The 234-nt window shown below is 41.9% G+C and carries 1 protein-coding gene; it reads right to left on the bottom strand.

The features are described from left to right. The coding region (locus KVT27_RS26245; protein ID WP_217582342.1) for a class II fructose-bisphosphate aldolase at positions 1 to 234 on the bottom strand (234 nt) is incomplete at both ends.

Consider the following 234-nt stretch of genomic DNA (forward strand, 5'->3'; position numbering starts at 1 on the left):
TGAGAAGCGTCGATCATTACAGATGTGAAACCTGCATCGATTGCTTCTTTACATTTTTCGAAGCTTGAACCATGGTCAAGGTGAATCGCTACAGGAACAGTGATGTTCATTTCTTCGATTAAAGCTTTAACCATAGCTACAACTGTTTTGAAACCAGTCATATGACGGGCTGCACCCTCAGATACACCTAGGATTACAGGAGATTTTTCTTCTTCCGCAGCAGCTAAGATAGCT

Source organism: Lysinibacillus sp. GbtcB16 (assembly GCF_019091145.1).
Lineage (GTDB): Bacteria > Bacillota > Bacilli > Bacillales_A > Planococcaceae > Lysinibacillus > Lysinibacillus fusiformis.